The 16641-nt window shown below is 53.8% G+C and carries 13 protein-coding genes, 1 tRNA gene and 1 riboswitch; of the genes, 4 read left to right on the top strand and 10 right to left on the bottom strand.

Going from position 1 to position 16641, the window contains the following annotated elements:
• Positions 1 to 123: 123 nt before the first annotated feature.
• The 8 genes from ADN00_RS14300 to ADN00_RS14330 form a co-directional block, all read right to left on the bottom strand.
• On the bottom strand, positions 124 to 1194 hold the full coding sequence (locus tag ADN00_RS14300; RefSeq protein WP_075063678.1) for a hypothetical protein: 1071 nt from the start codon (positions 1192 to 1194) through the stop codon (positions 124 to 126).
• 63 nt (positions 1195 to 1257) lie between these two features.
• Entirely contained in the window at positions 1258 to 1836 is a 579-nt protein-coding gene (locus ADN00_RS14305) for a dihydrofolate reductase family protein (RefSeq protein ID WP_075063679.1), read from the bottom strand.
• 116 nt (positions 1837 to 1952) lie between these two features.
• Entirely contained in the window at positions 1953 to 3062 is a 1110-nt protein-coding gene (locus ADN00_RS14310; RefSeq protein WP_075063680.1) for a YcjF family protein, read from the bottom strand.
• A gap of 164 nt (positions 3063 to 3226) precedes the next feature.
• Positions 3227 to 3787: a hypothetical protein gene (locus ADN00_RS14315; RefSeq protein ID WP_075063681.1), complete on the bottom strand. Its 561-nt coding sequence runs from the start codon at positions 3785 to 3787 to the stop codon at positions 3227 to 3229.
• Between the two features lie 102 nt (positions 3788 to 3889).
• The gene (locus tag ADN00_RS14320; RefSeq protein ID WP_075063682.1) at positions 3890 to 4699 is read right to left on the bottom strand and encodes a heavy metal-binding domain-containing protein; all 810 of its coding nucleotides are present in this window, start codon (positions 4697 to 4699) and stop codon (positions 3890 to 3892) included.
• A gap of 13 nt (positions 4700 to 4712) precedes the next feature.
• Positions 4713 to 4979 (bottom strand): TFIIB-type zinc finger domain-containing protein, encoded by a 267-nt coding sequence (locus ADN00_RS19860; RefSeq protein WP_152966366.1) that lies wholly within the window; start codon positions 4977 to 4979, stop codon positions 4713 to 4715.
• Between the two features lie 500 nt (positions 4980 to 5479).
• Positions 5480 to 5551, bottom strand: a tRNA-Ile gene (locus ADN00_RS14325).
• Positions 5552 to 5641: 90 nt separating this feature from the next.
• The gene (locus ADN00_RS14330; protein WP_075063683.1) at positions 5642 to 7684 is read right to left on the bottom strand and encodes a S41 family peptidase; all 2043 of its coding nucleotides are present in this window, start codon (positions 7682 to 7684) and stop codon (positions 5642 to 5644) included.
• Between the two features lie 221 nt (positions 7685 to 7905).
• On the opposite strand from ADN00_RS14330, the gene ADN00_RS14335 reads away from it, so the two are divergent.
• From ADN00_RS14335 to ADN00_RS14345, 3 genes are all read left to right on the top strand, one after another.
• The gene (locus tag ADN00_RS14335) at positions 7906 to 8592 is read left to right on the top strand and encodes a sortase family protein (protein WP_075063684.1); all 687 of its coding nucleotides are present in this window, start codon (positions 7906 to 7908) and stop codon (positions 8590 to 8592) included.
• A 175-nt stretch (positions 8593 to 8767) separates the two neighbouring features.
• Positions 8768 to 9673: a hypothetical protein gene (locus tag ADN00_RS14340; RefSeq protein WP_075063685.1), complete on the top strand. Its 906-nt coding sequence runs from the start codon at positions 8768 to 8770 to the stop codon at positions 9671 to 9673.
• A gap of 173 nt (positions 9674 to 9846) precedes the next feature.
• Positions 9847 to 11121 carry an adenylosuccinate synthase gene (locus tag ADN00_RS14345; protein ID WP_075063686.1) on the top strand — a complete coding sequence of 425 codons (1275 nt, stop codon included), beginning with the start codon at positions 9847 to 9849 and terminating at the stop codon, positions 11119 to 11121.
• 437 nt (positions 11122 to 11558) lie between these two features.
• Here ADN00_RS14345 and metK read toward each other — a convergent pair whose 3' ends face one another.
• Together metK and ADN00_RS14355 are read right to left on the bottom strand one after the other, a co-directional pair.
• On the bottom strand, positions 11559 to 12755 hold the full coding sequence (metK, locus tag ADN00_RS14350) for a methionine adenosyltransferase (RefSeq protein WP_075063693.1): 1197 nt from the start codon (positions 12753 to 12755) through the stop codon (positions 11559 to 11561).
• A 94-nt stretch (positions 12756 to 12849) separates the two neighbouring features.
• Positions 12850 to 12974: riboswitch (SAM riboswitch) on the bottom strand.
• Positions 12975 to 13066: 92 nt separating this feature from the next.
• Positions 13067 to 14128, bottom strand: coding sequence for a hypothetical protein (locus ADN00_RS14355; protein WP_075063687.1), 1062 nt, complete (start codon positions 14126 to 14128; stop codon positions 13067 to 13069).
• A 385-nt stretch (positions 14129 to 14513) separates the two neighbouring features.
• On the opposite strand from ADN00_RS14355, the gene ADN00_RS14360 reads away from it, so the two are divergent.
• Positions 14514 to 16481: a sortase gene (locus ADN00_RS14360; RefSeq protein ID WP_075063688.1), complete on the top strand. Its 1968-nt coding sequence runs from the start codon at positions 14514 to 14516 to the stop codon at positions 16479 to 16481.
• The last annotated feature ends 160 nt before the right edge of the window (positions 16482 to 16641 follow it).

Below are 16641 nucleotides of genomic sequence, written 5' to 3' on the forward strand. Positions count from 1 at the left end.
AATGACCATGCTAATCAGCGCGGATTTAGATTTGATATAGGCGCGGATAAAATGCGCGTAAAAAAATCCGCGCTGAAACGCGGCAGTTGGCGCGAGCCGGGTGGCCAGACGGGAGGGGTTGTGTTACAGGGTGGGTAAGCCGCGACGGTTCTTCCATCGCCGGGCGTGTTTGAGCAGCGTGGTGAGGCGCAGATCGATGGTATCGGCGTCTGATTCTTCGGGAGCGGGGAGCAGGCAGGCCAGCACCAGCGCCAGGCCGATCATGCCGAGGTGATAAATGCCCATGATCTGCGGGGTGGGGATGCCGGTCCAGGTGAGCCAGGCCAGCCCGGCGGAGAAGAGAACGTAAGCCGGGGCAGCGGCCAGATTGCCCGCGGCTGAGAGGGTCAGCAGGGCGGGAATGCCGGGCATGCCGTAGGGCATGAGAATGCCCGCCAGCGCCCCGCCGATTTGCCAGTACTTCCAGCGGCGAGAGACCAGCACCAGCCCGGCCAGCGCGGCGCAAGCCCAGGGGCCAAACTGAATCAGCAGGCTTTGCGAGGCCTCATTCTGCGCCTGGGGCGGGTCGCTGATCAACACGCGCAGCCAGTGGGGGTAGAGCGGCGCGAACAAGACCCCATAGAGCAGCCCGCTGACCAGCACACCCGCCCAATCGCGGCGTTTGAGGGCGTAGAAAACGCAGATGAACAGCCCGCCCTGCGGCTTGACCATCAGAAAGCCGTAGCCCAGCACGCGCAGAGCCGTTTGCAGCCAGCGCCGGGGCGCCCGGTCGCTGGCGAAGAGCAGCAGCAGCCCGGCGCCGATCAGGTACAGGTCCACGCCGCCCGCCGCCACCAGCCACAGAAAGGTGTTGGTGGCAAACCAGGCCAGGGCCGCCCAGGTTTTTTGGTAAAAGATCACCGCGAAGATCAGCGCGCCGCCGATGACCAGCATGAGGTGCGGGGTGGTGAAGAGCAGCGGCCACAAGAAGAGCACCGAGAAGGGCGGGTTGTAATAATGGGGGATGCGCGTTTGCGGCGCCCAGGGGTTCACCCCGCTGAGCAGCAGACCGGTTCCACGGCGCATGTTATCGAAATCAAAGTGATTGACCAGGAAGACTTGAACCACCGCCAGCATCAAGACCAGCCCCAGCGCGAACCCAAAAGCGGCGCGGGCCTGGTTGGAGATTTTATTGGATGAGAACTGGAGTCGCATACGCAACCCCCCTGGTGGATGGAATATGGATTATTATCGCTTAATTCGGCTGATGGGATTGGCTCAAAGGGGGGCGCGCTCGTAATTCATAACAACGACACCATTCGGGGTGATTGTGCTTTCGGTTACCTTGAACGCCATTGGGAGTGCGCCGTCAGAAAACAACCGCTTGCCAGCGCCCAATGTGATTGGATAGATCATCAGCCAGAACGTGTCTACCAGATTATGTTTGATGAGCGTCTGAATAAGATTACCACTTCCCCAAACGTGTAAATCTGGACCTTGCTGTTGTTTGAGGCTGGCGACTTTTTCTGCAATGTCTCCGCTTAAAAATACAGACGGCTGCCATTGACTATAAGTTCTGTTGTTCGAGGCAACATACTTAGTCGCCTGGTTGACTTCCGGCCAAACATCCGAGTGTTCAGGCCAATACGCCTCCCAAATTTCAAAAGTTGTGCGCCCCAGCAAGAGATCAAACGGCGTGTTCATTTGCCTTCTCAATAACGTTCCAAGAATCTCATCGGAAAATGGACTGATCCACCCGCCATGCGCGAAGCCACCGCTGGGATCTTCGTCTGGTCCGCCTGGGGCTTGAATCACGCCATCCAGGGAGATATGTTCAAGCACAATCAATTTTCTCATCCGTCAGTTCCTTCCGCGTGTAGGCGGGCGTGATTTCTGCTTGGGAGCAGGATTCTGTACTTCCTGGAAAATGCTCGAAAATGGCACAGAATCCTGCTTATCAGGTGCGTGCTTTGTTAATCCACCGCTGGTTCTTTCTTGAGTGATTTCAATTGGCGCATAAACTCATCGCGGATTTCTTCTGCTGTAGGTATTCGGCTTGGATCATCTTTAGTAAGCACATAGAGGGCTGTTATATAGGCTTCTCCAAAGGCAATTGTCAGAGTACTGGCTACACCAGCGCTTATTGCCCCTCCTGCTGTAGATCCAATTCCAGGTATCAACTTCAATAATGCTCCAGCTGTTGCACGCCCTACTAATGTGCCCGCAGAACCTGTAATAGCTCCGCTAACCAGAGTACCCAGAAACGCAGTTGATATGGGAAGCCCCCAAACCGCGCTTATACTAGCAAGCATTGATATTTGAATCGGAATAATCGCAAGCGCATCAGAGAAAGGAAGAGGAACAGCACCTGCGCCACCAGCAGTAATAGCTGCTCCACCTACTACTGTATGCGCTCTTTGCAGTTTGTGATTGAGGCTTACCTTTTGAGCGGCAGCAAGTGCATCTCTTTGAGTTTCGGGAACAAGGGTCATTGTAAGTTCCACAAGATTATCAAGCCCCATTGCTGGAATAGTATATCCGCCATCAAACACCGTTTCTTTTGCAAGAACTCTAACCACATTTCGAGTTTGTGGTAAAAGTTCTTGGACGGTATGCCGAAAACCACTGTCCGACATGCTTTTTGTAATCACCCCAACGACTGGAATATATTTATCCAGCATTTCTACAAGTTTAATTTCAGCATCTTCAACACGACGAGAGCCTTCCATCACGCAGACCCAGGCGATATGAATATGCTGGTTCGGGTCTTTGCTTTTTTTCTTGTCCTGTATAAGTTTTTCCAGATCATGAACAGTATTATGATACTCGCTTACTTCCAGCCCGCGAGTATCGAATATGCTGAGGGGAATTCCTTCTTTATTGATTTCTCTAGTTGTCTTGGTAACAGGGCGTCCATCTCCAGTCTCAGCCAAATTGCCTTGAAAGACCGCGTTAACAAGCGTGCTTTTGCCAACCCCCGTTTTACCAGCAACAACGATATTTACTTTGCCACGTTGGTTTAATGCTTCTTCTAATTTCTGTTTTAGTAGCTCGGCAAAGTCATTTTCAAGTTTCACACTCATAATCACTCCTGTCAGGATTAATGATTTTCACTGAAGTTGATGATTCAATAACTAGATCAATTGCAAGCGATACCTGCGTATGGGCGGGCGTGGACTCCACCTGGGAGCAGGACGCAAAGTGTGCCACACGGCCGGTGCACGCTTTGTTGGGCTGCATTTTGTAATTAATACCAATCTTGACCAACATAAATAATTAAATCTTGTAAATCAATGTTTGTTAGAAATTTTTCAACCGCTCTTGCCCAAGATGCAATATGTAAAATCACTTCCCACTCATCTTTTCCCTTTGTGCCTATTAAGTTGAACTCACCACTCCAGTATCGAAATTCTACATCTTTTTCAAAAGCATTTTGCCATACAGGAAAAACTTTTTTTGCATGAATGATTTTGTTACACGATTCTCGAATTGACAGATCAAAATCCCCCTTTACTACCTTGCCAAGTGTCAGACCTGAAATCGATTCTATGTCAATTTTCGCTATTTCTTTCGCTTCTGGTTTATCTGAAACCGTATCGAGTAAAACTCGAACCCTAATACTGCATTCCAATATATATGAACTAACAAGACCTTTTGCCCAAACCCAATAGTCATCAAATTCAGCATCCCCAATGTCTTTTTCGGATCCAGCCAATCTTTCACGGCAATATTCTTTACTGCCGTGGGCAAAGTGCTGAAGAAGAACTAATTTCTCAATTACACTTTCAAGATTTAATTGGTGTGACATTCGATTTCCTTGCAGCCCAACGGCTGGTTTTAGCGGCAAAAGCGGAGAACCACCCTGCTTTTGTCCGCTGCAAACAGTGTCGGGTGTGTTCGGGATTTTGAGTTATTCGACCGGAAAGAATTGCTGACATTGTTTATAGTTCGGGCAGACATAAAACTTTTTTCCTTGATTTTCACCATTTGTGGCTGTTTGTATAATCATCGGCACATGACACTTAGGGCATATAACTTCCCTGGGGTCTGATTTAGGAAAAATAACGGGATCCTCCTGGGCAATCATGTTAGTGGTTTGTGGAATATGGGTACTTGAATTTTTGAAGTTTTCTATCTTTTCTATTACTACAGCATTCCCGTTAGCAGTAACCCCAAAAACGTATGGCAGGTAGGTTGTGCCACCACCAGCGTTTGCCGTTTGTGGATCCAGTGTCAAATAATCGAAATCCACACCTATTACAGCATTACACCCCAACGCATAGGCTGCTTCCTTTAATTCTGCTAAAGCATTCCTCCTAATTCTTACCAGAGACTCCATGAGCATGTCCTGGACATTGGTAGGCGAACTAAATATGCTACCAGACATTCCCCTGTCTACCGAAATAGCGTCATCGCCTGAAATATAGCCAGAATATTTTGTTATTGTATAGCCATCAAAATTGAACCCTGATGTAATGAGCATGCTGGCCAAGACTGCTTTTTTTTCTTCCTCAGCCTTTTTTAATCTTGCATCTTCTTTAGCTTTCTCATCTTCATACTTTTTAAAATCTCCGATTATTGCACTTACATTTGCGCCATCATCAATCGTCATTCCTAGGAAACCATCTTTAATTTGAGATTTATAATTCGACTGCCTTAAAAAGGCTTCAAACTTATCCTTGTCTAAACCATATTGAGTTGCTACATCCTTTGTTTTCATAAGTTGCCTCCAATTACCTTCTTTTAAGGAATTTGACAGCATCTACATTGCCAGGATCTATATCTAAAACTAAACTTGCATACCTGCGTGCATTCGCAGGATCATCCTGACATTTTTGCAACAACATCTTAATATCATTGTCAAGAGCAATACTTGATCCTTTCTGTGTTACGTCATCGGGCGTTACCAGATATTTAGTATTGCAATATTGACAAATTCTATACCCATCTCGATCAACAAACTCACCACCGCCACATCGTTCACAAATCTGACTTTTCATACGATGGCTGACCTCCATGCATTTCTTAATAATTTTCCAAAAAACCAATACTGGTTATTGATGCCTGCTGACTGTGGGTGTTTTTCACACGGACAGAAGCCGCGGAAATTTTACCTACACGACTCAGGTTGTTCTGATTGTCTTTTAGGGGTATTCCTAAATGGTGTTCCCTATGCTGTAAGTGTAGAAAATCTTATGCGCCCAACTACTGGATATACTGCATTCATTCCGTATAACAATCCCTGAAAGACTGTTATATAGATGCATGGGATCTATCTAATTGGGAGATATCAACATGAAGTGCTTTTTTGGTAACCCCCCAATGAATCTATTATATTCTTAATTGAATTAATCAATGAGCGGTTTTAACAACAAATTCCCCTATCCGTTTTGTCGGCATTCAATAAGACTGTACACAAAGCTGTTGCCTGTAGAAATTAAAAAAGGTAAGCCATTCGCTTACCATTAATAAGATATCCCCGCTAAAAAATTTGTAATTGTGGGCCCGGAAGGATTCGAACCTTCGACCAAGCGGTTATGAGCCGCGCGCTCTGCCGCTGAGCTACGGGCCCTCAGCGCACCGGTGATTATAACATAATCCTTTCTGGCTGATTCAAAAAAACTCCCCCCAGCGGCCCTGGGGGGAGTTGCTATTAGGGCGTTTACTGGCCGTTGATGTTGAGCAGGGCTTCTTCGGCGGCTTGCAGCACCACGTCTTCGCCGGAGAGGACGCTGGCTTCGTCAATCGGCACGTCGAGGGCGGGCTGCACGCCCGCGCCCTCAAGGAAGACGGAGCCGTCGGGCAGCAGGAAGCGCCCGGTGGGCACCTGCAGCTCGATGCCTTCCGGCAGGGTGAACTGCCCGCGCGAGACTTCGGCTTCCACGCCGGCGGTGGGGTACTGCCCGATGACGAGCATGCCCGGCACCTGGCTGAAGGCGTAGGCTTCGATCTCGCAGGCCGAGTAGCAGGTCTGGTCGACCAGCAGGGCCAGGCTGTCGAAGCGGAACTGTTTTACGCTGGGGTAGACCTTGTCGCGCAGGCCTTCCGGCTCGAATTGGCCGGTGGCGTCGCTGTAATATTCCAATTGGCCCATGAGAATTTTTTCATCGGTCAGGTTGCCGGCCAGGCCCAACGGCGCGCCGCCAAAGTTGAGGCGCATGTCGATGATCACGCCGTCCACTTCATTGAGTTCAAAGGTCTGCAGGGCGCGCTCAAACAGGCGCACCAGCAGGCCGAGGTCGTCGTAGTTGGAGTTGACGCGCACGTAGCCCAGGTTTGAGGGCAGGATGGTGAAATCCACCGGCAGAGCGTTGGGGTCGTAGTTCTGGTAGGGCGAGGTGGCGTCGAAGGTGTCGATGTCCAGCCCGGCGGTCAGCTCGGCCGAGCGCTGCGCCCCGCCCGCGGCGCGCCACACCAGCCTGGCGCGGGTGCCTTCGGGGGCGCGGGAGAGGAAGCGCACCTGCTCGTAGCGCAGGGCGAAATCGGTGGAGAAGGGGGCGGTGAAGGGCTGCACGGCGCTGATCGCGTCTGCAATGGCCTGGCCGTTCATCTGCAGCAGCTCATCGCCCACGCGCAGGCCGGCCTGGGCGGCGGGGCCGCCGGGGGCCACAAACACCACGATCACGCGCCCGTCATCCAGCTCGCGCGCGGCGAAACCGTAGCCAAAGGCGGCGGCCATGGAGTAGGCCTGGCCGGTGAGGCCTTCGGCGTTGAGCGAGACGTGCCCATCTTTGAAGGCGTAGGTGAACAGGCGCAGGGCGTCGTAGTAGGCTTCTGCCGAGTTCTGGCTTTCGGCCTGCTGCACCAGCGGGGCAACCTGGTCGTAGAGCGCGTCCCAGTCGGGGGCTTTGCCGGGGATGTCGGTGAAGGCGTATTCCTTTTTGACGGTTTCAAACATTTTGTCGAAGGCGGCGGTGTAGCTCATGGCGCTGAAGTCTTTAATCGCCACATCGTCCGGCTCGTAGAGGTTCAGGTCCACTTCGCGGTCGCGGATGACGGTGAAGGGGCTCTGGTCGAGGTCAATGACCGAATAACCGGCCGGCAGTGGGGCGGAGGGGTCGTCGGCGGTGAAGAGCAGGCCGTCGTCGCCAAAGCCGCTGGGGAAATTCTGCTGGTCGTCGGGCGACCAGACCAGCAATCGCCCGCCGGTGATCTCGTCTTTGTTCTCGGGGTCGGCTTTGATGGAGGCGAAGAAGCTGGGCCAGCCCAGCGAGCGGTCATCGCCTTCGGAGAAGGGTCCGCCGGAGAGGTTGGGCGAGTAGGCCACGGCAAAGACCTGCACGCCCTGTTCGGCGGCCAGGTCCTGATCCACGTCATTGAATTCGCCCAGCGGCAGGGCCGGCAGCGAGAGCATGTAAGTAGCGCTGTTGGCGTCGGCGTTCAAGTCCATGTAGCCCAACACCTGCGACTTGACCGGCAGCTCCCATTCCTGATCGCGCAGCACAAAGCCGGTCAGGTCAATCAACCCCACGGCGTGCTCCACATAGTAGATCTCGGTCACAAAGTCGTTGGTGTAGTTCAGGCTGCCGCGCAGCAGCACGGGACCCTCGCTGCTGTCTGGCAGGCCGCCTTGGGGCAGGCTGGGCAGCGCGCTGGTGGGCTGCTGGGTTTGCGTGGAGAGGCTGTTGGGCAGGCTGACGCGGCAGGCCGTGGTGGCCAGAAGTACCAGGATCAGGGCGATCCAGAAGGTTTTATTGGGTTTCATCCAGTACCTCGCGGAGTGGTTTTGATTCGATTGTACCCGATTGGGCGCTGGAAAAAAGCGCGAATCGGGGGGCTGAGGGGGCTTTACAGTCTTGCAAAGTGGGCGCAAAAAGGATTGATCCCGTCAGGTTTATCAGGTATTATGCTTTTATAACTTACTGGTAATAGAATCATAACCAAATATTTATCAATAAATAACTTAATGAGATGGAGCGGTCCGAAATGAAGCTGGCGAGCAAGAAACTGGTACAAGCAATCGTGTTGATCGGCCTGGGGTTGGCGCTGATGGGCGCTTCTCCCGCGCTGGCGCCAGTGGCGGTAACCGGTGTGGGCAGCAGTGTGACCGACCCGGCTTCCCTGCCCGCCTTGAATGAGTTTATCGACGCGGTACAAGGCGGCGACGCGCAGCGGCTGGCCGGCCTGTACGTGGAAGACGTGCTGGCGCTGCCGGTGGTGCAGCAGCCCGCCGGTGACCCGGTGTTTGTCTCCTCGCGCGACGGCGAAGTGACCCAGTTTATGCTGGCCGATCAGTTTGGCAACACGGGCGTGCTGGCCCATAATCACCTGGCGGGTGAGGCCTTCTTCGACATCCAGCCCGGCGACGAGATTGTTCTGATCTTCGGCAACGGCAGCCAGGCGGCTTACCGCGTGAGCCAGATGCAGCGCTACCAGGCGCTCAGCCCCAACAGCCCCTACTCCAATTTTATTGACCTGAGTGACGCCAGCCAAAAACAGATCAGCGCCACCGAGCTGTTCCACCGCACCTTTGGCGCGGGTGAGGGCAACCTGGTGCTGCAAACCTGCATCTGGCAGGGCAACGAACCTTCGTGGGGTCGCCTGTTCATCATCGCTGAGCCGGTGCCCGCCAGCCAATTGGCGTTTGAGGGCCTGCGGGTCACCGTCAACTAATTCGTAATCATTTTCATCCTTTCCCCCCCATCCCCCGGTCGTACATCTCCGGGGGATTTCTTTTCGCATCTGGCCTGAATCACGCTACAATACAGTTAAGCGGCTGCCGGCCGGTGGGGGGTTGCGGCGCGGCTGCTGCGCATCCAATGCACTTTTTTTGTTTTGGGAGGCAGCTATGAAACGATTCTTTTACCGCATCGCGGCGCTGTTGATGATGGTCTCGGCAATTTTGGGCTGGGTGATCAGCGCGACGGGGATTTACCTGGTATGGCGGGTAGAGCCGCACGTCAGCAACGGGCTGGTGACAGCGGCGACCTCGCTGGATGAAACGCTGGCGGCCACCGAAGGCTTGCTAAAAGTCGCCGACTCGTCGCTGGAGCAGGCCGAGAAGAGCATTCAACTGGTGGAAACCACCGTGGATACCCTGGCCGGCACACTCGAATCGACCTCTGAGGTAACATCGGCGGTGGCGGACGTGGTGGGTGATACGCTGGGTGATATGGTCAAAGGCACGCGCGCGGCGCTTAATACGATGACCAAAACGGCGCGCCTGATTGATGATACGCTTGGTTTTGTGGCCTCGGTGCCGTTCATTGGCCGCTCGTATAAACCGGAAGTACCCCTCTCGGACAGCGTCAGCGACGTCTCGGCCAGCATGAACGATCTGCCCACCGCGCTGGGGCAAATGTCGGTGGATATGCAGACCACCTCGGGCAGCCTGGTGCAGTTAAGCAAAGATACCCGCAAGCTGGCCACCAGCCTGGCGGATATTCAAGACAACCTGGCGGAGACGCGCGAGGTGGTCGAGTCATATCAGACCACGGTAACCGATGTGCGCGGCAGCCTGGCGGTGGCCATTCAGAATCTGCCCACCTGGGTGAAAATTGCCGCGGTGAGCATCACCTTGCTGCTGGTGTGGGTCTTTTTAGCGCAGGTGGCTATTTTTATTTACGGGCGCGAGCTGTTCAAAACCCCGCGCGTAGTAACGGTCGAGGCCGCCCCGGTGGTGGTAGAGGAATCGGCTGTGGAGGCCATAATAGAGTCGGAGACCTCTGCCGAGGAGTCCGCGGAAGAGAAATAAGGCCGCCAGGTTGGACGGTTTTATGCTATGATTGGCGGCTGGAAAAGGCCGGGCTTGCCTGGCTTCTACTACTCCCCGCCGCCTGAAATGATGATGAAATCAGCGAACTGCGCTGCCGCGCGCTGTCTGCCGGCGGTGCGCGGGAGGAATTTGAACCGCGGAGAAGGACGATTATGACCCTGGATATATTGATTGGAATGCAATGGGGCGATGAGGGCAAAGGCCGTTTTGTGGATATGCTCTCGGGTGAGGCGGACTATGTGGCGCGCTTTGCCGGCGGCGATAACGCCGGGCATACCATCCGGATTGGCGAGCGCGTTTACAAGCTGCACCTGATCCCCTCGGGCATTATTTACCCGCAGACTTTTGGCGTGCTGGGCGGGGGCATGGTGATTAACCCCGGCGTTTTATTGGAAGAGATGCAAATGCTGCGCGGCGCGGGTGTGCGCATTGAGCCCGACCGCCTGAAAATCTCGCATGTGGCCCAGGTGATCACCCCCGGCCACCGCGCGCTTGACGCGGCCCGCGAGGCCAGCCTGGGCGCGCGCAAGATCGGCACCACCGGGCGCGGGATTGGCCCGGCCTATGAGCATAAGGCGCGCCGCAGCAACCTGCGCTTTGTGGATCTGCTGGACGCGCGGCGAATGGAAGAAATTCTGCGGCGCAACCTGGAGAGTATCAACGCCGAGTTGAACGGTGTGTTCCAGCAGCCCGCGCTGGACGTGGAACCGATTGTGCGCGATTATCTGGGCTATGCCGAGCAACTGCGCCCGTACATTGCCGATGTGAGCGAGATTCTGATCGACGCGCTGGATGCCGGACGGTATGTGATCGCTGAGGGGGCGCAGGGCGCTCTGCTGGATATTGACTACGGAACCTATCCGTATGTAACCAGCTCCAGCACGGTGGCGGCCAACGCCCTGGTCGGGTTGGGGATTGGCCTGCGCCGCGAGGCGCGCGTGATTGGGGTGGCCAAGGTCTTCCAGACGCGGGTGGGTGAGGGGCCTTTCCCCACCGAGCTGCGTGATGAGATCGCGGCATACCTGCGCGGCGACGGCAGCAAGCAGTGGGATGAGTTTGGCACCACCACCGGCCGCCCGCGGCGCATCGGCTGGCTGGACGGGGTGATGCTGCGCCATGTGGCGCGCACCAACCATGTGGATGAGCTGGCGCTGACCAAGCTGGATGTGCTCTCGGGGCTGGAAGAGATCAAGGTGTGCGTGGGCTATGCGGGCGTGCAGGCCGGGCAGGAGTTTTTGGCGCTGGAGAGTGCCCAACCGGTGTACCGCAGCTTCCCCGGCTGGACGGGCGACCTGCAGGGAATCACGCGCTGGGAAGATTTGCCATCCGAGGCGCGCGTCTATGTGGAGTTCATTGAAGAAATCAGCGGCGTGCCGGCCAGATGGGTTTCGGTTGGCCCGGAGCGCAACCAGTTGATTCGAAGGTAAGGAAACCGGGCGGGCGATACCCCATCCCCGCGGCGCAGGGATGGGTGGAAGGCAGAGGGCTGCACACTGTGCAGCCCCTACATGCCATCCAATCAGGTTATTTTCTGTAGCGTCAGCATAGCATGCTGCCGTTGCTGTTGTGAAGCATGCCCCATCCCCGCGCCTGCGGCGCGACTCTTCCCCGCGATGCAGGGAAGGGTGAAAGAGTGGGCCAAAATTCGTTAATGGGTAGGGTGTGGTGGAGGGCGGCAGGCAAGCCTTTTTTAATGCATCTCAAACCGCCCGAAACCCACCAATGCGAAGCGATACCTCATCCCCGCGCCTGCGGCGCGACCCTTCCCCGCGATGCAGGGAAGGGTGAAAGAGCGGTGATCAGCTTTCCAATCAAAACAGCGCGCGGGATTTCCCGCGCGCTGCTGTATTTCAATAGTGGGTGATTAGAGACCGGCGGCTTTGCGCAGCGCGTCGGCTTTGTTGGTGCGCTCCCAGGTCAGGTCCAGGTCGTCGCGGCCAAAGTGACCGTACGCAGCTACCTGGCGGTAGACCGGTTTGCGCAGGTCCAGGTCGCGGATGATGGCGCCGGGGCGCAGGTCGAAGTTTTCGCGGATCAGCTCGGCGATGCGCTCGTCGGCGACTTTGCCGGTGCCGAAAGTTTCCACGTTGATGCTCAGCGGGTGGGCCACACCGATGGCGTAGGCCAATTGGATTTCGCAGCGGTCGGCCAGGCCGGCGGCCACCACGTTCTTGGCTACCCAGCGCGCGGCATAGGCGGCCGAGCGGTCGACTTTGGTGCAGTCTTTGCCGGAGAAGGCGCCGCCGCCGTGACGGCCCATGCCGCCGTAGGTGTCGACGATGATTTTGCGCCCGGTCAGGCCGGCGTCGCCCAAAGGCCCGCCGATGACAAAGCGGCCGGTGGGGTTGACATAAATCTCAGCTTCGCTGTCCAGCAGCTCGGTGGGGATGATGGGCTTAATCACATGCTCGATCACGTCTTTGCGGATCTGCTCCTGCTCCACGTCGGCGCTGTGCTGGGTGCTGATTACCACGGTGGGAACGCGCACGGGCTTGCCGAAGCTGTATTCCACGGTAACCTGGGATTTGCCATCCGGGTAGAGGTAGGGCAGGGTGCCGTTCTTGCGCACTTCGGCCAGGCGGCGGGTGAGCTTGTGGGCCAGGTAAATGGGCATGGGCATCAGCACGGGGGTTTCGTTGCAGGCATAGCCGAACATCATACCCTGGTCGCCAGCGCCCAGTTTCTCTATTTCTTCATCGGTCATTTCGCCGGTTTTGGCTTCCAGCGCCTTATCCACGCCCATGGCAATGTCGGTGGACTGCTGGGAAATGGCGGAAAGCACGGCGCAGGTATCGCCATCGAAGCCCTTTTTGCCGCGGTCGTAGCCGATCTCGTTGACGATTTTACGCACCAGCTCGTCAAAGTTGACAAAAGCTTCGGTGGTGATTTCGCCCATAATGATGACATAACCGGTTTTGGTGGCGGTTTCACAGGCCACGCGCGAGCGCGGGTCTTGCGCGAGGCAGGCATCCAGCACAGCATCGCTGATCTGGTCGCACATTTTGTCCGGGTGGCCTTCGGTGACCGACTCGGACGTGAACAGGTACTTCGGTGATTGCATGAAAGTGGTAGACATTTAGGTGAGCCTCCTGGGTTAAGAAAAAATTGCCCCGTCCGGTCTTCAGGGGGCAATTTCAATCTTCGTTGGTTCTGCCCTCCTATCTCCCAGATTTTATCCTGCCGGAATTGGCACCTTAGAGCGTAACATTGGCTGTAAGACCACACGTCCCAGGTTGCCGAGGTTTCAAAGGGCCGTTCCCTCCACCTCTCTGGATAGAAGCGCCGCTAGGGGCTATTCAATTAGGGGTTATCTTATCACATTCATTTTGGGATGTCAAATTTTCAAATGACTGTGCCAAAGAATAATCGTTATTAGCTTATGCTTTGTTCTACTTGAATTTTTACTTTAATAAATACAATACCGGTCCCTGCTAATGTGTCATCTAACTCTGAGTTAGGAATTACGGGCATATACTCTTCAACGGTCGATAACTTTAAAAAATCAATCAATGTAAAAAAATAATCTTTGTAATAAATATTGGGAAATGGATTTTCTACAACTCCGATTGCATCATGATTGTTTCCCGCGATTGTCATTATTTCGGTGCCACAAGCTGTTTGGAGAAGAAACCTATAGGGCTTCATAGCAGTTATTTCAATTTTTCTATTATTAATATCTGAACCTACATTGATCGGTATTCGAATAAACCCATTCTCCTTTGCATAATGGAATAAATATTGATAAACAAATTCTGATTTCTTTCCACCCCGAGGTAAAGGTTCTTCATCAATTAATGTCCGAACTGCTACTGGAAGACTTTCTATTAATGCATTAATCTCACTTCTTAATTCTTCAATTCTTTGTTCACTACTTTTTATCATTTTTTCATCAATAACATTATTGCTGATTTCTGGAAACTCCTCCAATTGTCGGATGGGAGATGTTTGAATTGTATATTTATGCGAATAATTAGAAATTTTCTGTATTTGTTTTTTTCGTTTTTCAATCTCTTCTAAAGCTTTGATATCTTTCTTTAGAAAATCAATCCAATCATCTTCCGAAGAAGCTACATTGTTTGCAATCTCATCAGCTCTCACTTTGATGGTTTCTATTTCATGAAGTTTATTCGTTGGATACCGGTGTATTAACTGGTCAATATCTTCCTGCATTGATGAAATTGATTTTCCAATATCAGATATTCGACGGTATGCACTGACCACGACCCTTTGAATTTCTTGTTGATAACTTTCTTCTGACAATAGTAATTCTATAAATAAGCCAATGCATATTGCAAAAACGAATTTTAGGAATTCAAAGAACACCAACAATACATTGGATAAGTCATTTGAAATTGCCTGGATCAAAAAAACAGAAATCGATAATACGATAAAGAAAATTAAGAACCCCCAAGCCTTTTTTGAATTTATAGTCATTTTTCCACCTTTGAATCTAATCTACAAAAGACAAGCGAATTATTTTTCTGATAAAAACATTATATATTAGCTCAACATCAGTTTTATTGAAACAGATTGAAAAGTACACCTATCGCCGTGAGCAAATCCCGCCTGAAGACGGGTGCGGGATTGTGCAAAGGCAGGTATGCTTGAGGACGCTATGCTATGATTAAAGAGAAATGAAGCGGTATTCCGCCTTGTTTGCTGAACTTTTAGAACCAAAATGGATTTTTTTCGTACATCTTACAGATCCATTTTTAACCCGCCGTCCGGCTATAGGGCTGGGCGGTTGTCCGTGCTATCATAGGTAAACAGGAAGATTGTCTTCATACTCATTATGCTATCTTGTTCGGGGAGGAGTCTTATGCTGCGTTCCATTATTCCTATTCAGACCTTTCGCCGGGCGGCTGCCGCCGGTCTGAGCCTGACGCTGGCATTGGCGCTGTTGATGGTTCAGGTTCCGGCGGTTTTCGCGGATTCGGGGGGGGTGAACCCGGCTGAGCCAGCGCCTTTGCTGGATATCAATGAAGGGGCCGATGGGTCTGACCCCTTTGAGCTGCTGGCGGTGGGAGACGCTTTGTTCTTCAGCGCGGACGATACCAACTATGGATCTGAATTGTTCATCAGCATTCCACCGTACAGCGAAAGCACCACCTGGCGGGTAACCGATATCAACCCCGGTGAGGGCAACGCCAGCCCGCAGGAGCTGACGGCCTACGGCGATATCCTCTTTTTCAGCGCGGATGATGGTTCGAGCGGGCGCGAGCTGTGGTTCATCGAACCGCCTTACAACCAGGCCCAGCGTGTGATGGATATCAACCCCTTTGGCAGTTCGAACCCCAAATTTATGACCGTGGTGGGCAACGCGATACTCTTTCAGGCCGACGACGGCAATACTGGCAAAGAACTGTGGCGCACTCAGCCGCCGTACCATTACGCCGAGCAGGTGGCCGATATTTTCCCCGGGCGCGCCGGCTCGAACCCGCAGAATTTACACCGCTATGGCTGGACGCTGTTCTTCACCGCCAACGACAGCCGCGGCACAGAAGTGTGGAAGACGACTCCCAATTACAACGCCGCGTCCACCTCGCGCGTAACCGACATTTACCCGCGCGGCGACGCCGCCCCGGCCAGCCTGACGCTGATGGGCGACAAACTTTTCTTTGTCGCCACCGATGATGAAGACATGACCGAGCTGTATGTTTCGGAACCGCCCTACGACCCCGACAGCACCCGCGAAATTGATGACATTGGCAAGCGCGAATACAGCTCTGAGGCGCATGATTTGCACGTCATTGGCGATATTTTGTTTTTCACCGCTTTCCGCGTAACCAGCGGCCAGGAGCTGCGCATGGTCAAGCCGCCGTATGACGCCGCCAATACCTACCGCGTGCATGATATCCACACCGGCTTCAACAGTTCTGACCCGTACCACAAGGTCTCTATTGGTGACACGCTTTTCTTCCTGGCCAATAATGGCGCCAGCGGCCTGGAACTGTGGAAAGCCGTTCCACCGTATAACGAGGAGTCGGTGTTTGAGGTGATTGATATTATGGACGGGCCGGCCAGCACCACCATTCAATACCTCACCCCCATTGGCAGCGCGTTGTTCTTCCGCGCCAATGACGGCGAGCATGGCATGGAGTTGTGGAAGAGCGTTCCGCCTTATAAAGAGAGCACCACCACGCGGGTAACTGATATTCAGCAGGGTGGTAAGAACTCTGATCCCATGCATTTCACGGCGATTGGGCGCACGCTCTTCTACACGGCTTACCGGGCGGATGTTGGCCGCGAAGTCTTTAAGCAAGACCTGACCTTCTCCCTGCCGGATACCGGTTTTGCCCCCGGAGTGGTTACCCATGTGGGCCGCCAGCCGCTGGAGAAAGCCTACGGCGCGATGGACGGCATGCAGTTGGATCTGCCGCAGTTGGGTGTAAACACCGAAATTGTGGGTGTTCCGGCCACCACCACCGGCTGGGATTTGACCTGGCTGGGGGATCAGGCGGGGTACCTGGAAAGCACGGCCTTCCCCACCTGGGAGGGCAACACGGTCATCACCGGGCACGCCTACCTGGCCGACGGCCACCCGGGGCCGTTTGCCGGCCTGAAAAACATGAAGTGGGGTGACCGCTTTGCGATTCACGCCTGGGGGCAGCGATATATCTATGAGGTGCGGGAGGTGAAAACCGTCTCGCCCGACGATACCAGCGTGATGAATCACGAAGAATTGGACTGGGTGACGCTGATCACCTGCCAGGATTTTGACGAGGCTGCCAACGCCTACGCGGCGCGCCTGGTGGTGCGCGGCGTGCTGGTGGCCGTGGAAGAATAGATTTTTTGCAGACCAGCAGGTCTACTCCCCAAGGGGGGCTGTCCAAAAAGTAGAGGACAGCCCCTTTACATTTTTAAAAAGCAATGATTCAATAAAGGAATGAGAAGAAAACAAGCCCACCCCGTGTTTAAGCCCTATGTAATGAACCAGGTAGCGCTGC

It is taken from the genome of Ornatilinea apprima, from assembly GCF_001306115.1.
Classification (GTDB): Bacteria; Chloroflexota; Anaerolineae; order Anaerolineales; family Anaerolineaceae; genus Ornatilinea; species Ornatilinea apprima.